The following is a 308-nucleotide window of genomic DNA, read 5'->3' on the forward strand; positions in this document are numbered from 1 at the left end:
CCAGGTCCAGCGTCAGGTGCAGCACGCGCGCCTGGGCGCCCGGAAACAGCTCGGCCAGGCGGGCCTGCACTTCCGGCAGGCCGCCCGTGTCGCCGTCCACATACACATAGGTGTCGTCTTCTTCGATGGCCGTGAACGCCCGCACCCGCAGGCCGGCCAGGCCGTCCGTCAGCCGCGCGGCCATATCGGCCGCGCGCGCGGCGTCGAAGCGCTCGCCCAAAGACACCAGCAATACCGTCTTGTCCATGCCCTGCTCCTTTCAGTGCCCGACGCGCAACGCCACCAGGAAGCGCGACACCATGTTGTAG

1 pseudogene is annotated in these 308 nt (G+C 69.2%); it reads right to left on the minus strand.

Going from position 1 to position 308, the window contains the following annotated elements:
* Positions 1 to 247 (minus strand): annotated as a pseudogene (locus U858_RS0132905) (hypothetical protein); the annotation flags it as partial.
* Between the last annotated feature and the right edge of the window lie 61 nt (positions 248 to 308).

It is taken from the genome of Achromobacter sp. DH1f (assembly GCF_000633435.1).
Classification (GTDB): Bacteria; Pseudomonadota; Gammaproteobacteria; order Burkholderiales; family Burkholderiaceae_B; genus Achromobacter; species Achromobacter deleyi.